2 protein-coding genes and 1 tRNA gene are annotated in these 2,176 nt (G+C 67.0%); 2 read left to right on the forward strand and 1 reads right to left on the reverse strand.

The window, feature by feature from the left end; translation table 11 throughout:
* Positions 1–72 precede the first annotated feature (72 nt).
* Positions 73–146: transfer RNA gene (locus ACRDU5_RS05715), tRNA-Gly, on the reverse strand.
* 57 nt (positions 147–203) lie between these two features.
* On the opposite strand from ACRDU5_RS05715, the gene dcd reads away from it, so the two are divergent.
* Positions 204–776, forward strand: coding sequence for a dCTP deaminase (gene dcd, locus ACRDU5_RS05720; protein WP_526613519.1), 573 nt, complete (start codon positions 204–206; stop codon positions 774–776).
* 251 nt (positions 777–1,027) lie between these two features.
* Positions 1,028–2,176 (forward strand): DUF7159 family protein (locus ACRDU5_RS05725; protein ID WP_526613520.1); only part of this gene is annotated, 1,149 nt, incomplete at its 3' end.

Genomic DNA, 2,176 nt, shown 5'->3' on the forward strand with positions numbered 1-2,176 from the left:
CAAGTCGGGGTACAGGCGGGGTACGGGGCAGCGAACAGAACCCCATTTGAGCACCGTTCGCACTGGTCAGGGTGGAGCCGATGACGGGAATCGAACCCGCGTATTCAGCTTGGGAAGCTGATGTTCTGCCATTGAACTACATCGGCACGGCCGGCTCGCGCCGGTGATCGGAAAGGCTAGCACCCGAGCGATACGCTCGTCGGGTGCTGCTCTCCGATCGCGACATCCGGGCCGAAATCGCCGCCGAACGGCTGGGCATCGAGCCGTTCGACGACGACCTCGTGCAGCCGTCCAGCGTCGACGTCCGGCTGGACAACCTGTTCCGGGTGTTCAACAACACCCGCTACACCCACATCGACCCGTCGATCCAGCAGGACGAGCTGACCAGTCTGGTCCAGCCGCAGAACGGCGAGCCCTTCGTGCTGCATCCCGGCGAGTTCGTGCTCGGCTCCACCCTCGAGTTGTGCACCCTGCCCGACGACCTGGCGGGCCGGCTGGAGGGCAAGTCCTCGCTCGGCCGGCTGGGCCTGCTGACCCACTCGACGGCCGGGTTCATCGACCCGGGATTCAGCGGCCACCTCACGCTTGAGCTGTCCAACGTCGCCAACCTGCCGATCACGCTGTGGCCGGGGATGAAGATCGGCCAGCTCTGCCTGCTGCGGCTGACCAGTCCGGCCGAGCACCCCTACGGCAGCGCCGCGGCCGGGTCGAAGTATCAGGGCCAGCGCGGTCCGACGCCATCGCGGTCCTACCAGAACTTCATCAAGTCGACTTAGTGACGGTCGTCCGAACGGGGGAATTTGAACCGCGGCAGGGGCGTTTTTCGTTGATCCGAGTAGGGTCTATGTACCGGCGTCGGCGGGCACCCGTGCCGTCGCGGTCCGGCCAGGACTTCACCGCCATCAGCAAATGCGGTTGGCAGTAACGCCCGAAGTGGTTGTGGCGATGAAGTATCTAGTTGTCGGCTCGTGCGGAAAGAGTGCGCAAAGACAGACGAGCAAGCGTAGCAAACACTTTGGAGGGTCGAGTGGACATCGTACTAGGTGTGTCGATGACACCTACGACGGTCCGCATGGTGCTGGTCGAGGGCGAGAAGGCCGACGGTGTAACCGTGGACCACGATGTCTTCGATATCAGCGCCATTGAAGGCTCAGCAACTTCGCGTGCAGCCGATCAGGTCGTCGCCGCAATCCTGGGCACACAAGAAAGCGCCGCCGCCGGTGGCCACCACCTCAAGTCGATCGGTGTGACGTGGACCCACCACTCCGATGCCGCCGAGCTGCGCGACACCCTGGAGGCCCGTGGCATCGAGGACGTGATGCTCGTCTCGGCGACGCACGCCGCCGGCGCGCTGGCCCAAGCCGTCGGCCGGGCGGTCGGATACGACACCACCGCGCTGCTGTTCATTGACAAGGACACCGCCACCTTGTCGGTCGTGCAGACCGACGACGGGTCGGTGGTCAAGGTGCTGAGCCGCAACCTGCACGACGCCGATGCGATGGCGGTACTGACCGAGATGGCCGCCGCCGTCGAAGCCACGGACGAGCCGCCGCAGGGCATGTTCATCGTCGGCTCCGGTGTCGACGTCAGCTCGGTGAAGGCTCACCTGGAGAACCTGGTGGCGCTGCCCGTCAGCGCCCCCGACGAACCCGAACTCGCACTCGCCCGCGGCGCGGCGTTGGCGTCGGCGCATGCGCCCGAGATGGAGGCGTCCACCGCCGGCCTGGCCTACTCCCAGGATCCCGACGGCACCACCGCCGCCAGCGCGTACCACGTCGATCTCGCCAGCGCGGCAACCCAGATGGCCCCGGTCGGTGCCGCGGCCGAGTACGTCGACGAGATCGAGCCCGAAGCCGAGGTGAATTATGCCGACGAGAGCCGCAAGCCGTTCCTTCTTGTCGGGAGTGCACTGACATCGATCTTCGTGGTTGGCGTTGTGGCACTGGTCATTTCGCTCGCGGTGAGCATCCGCCCGACGGTGGATCAGCGGCCCAGCCCCGGCGAGCAGGCGATCATTCCCAGCGCCCCGGCTCCGGCCCCGGCGCCGGTACAGGAGGCCGCGCCGGTCGCGCCGCCGCCGCCTGCAGCGCCGGAGACCATCAAGGCACCCGTGCCGGTGGTGCAGCAAGCCCCGGCGCCGCGACGGGTGTTCGTCGAGAACCCCGCACCCGCGGCC

Origin of the sequence: Mycobacterium sp. (assembly GCF_050701515.1) — a bacterium.
Taxonomy (GTDB): Bacteria; Actinomycetota; Actinomycetes; order Mycobacteriales; family Mycobacteriaceae; genus Mycobacterium.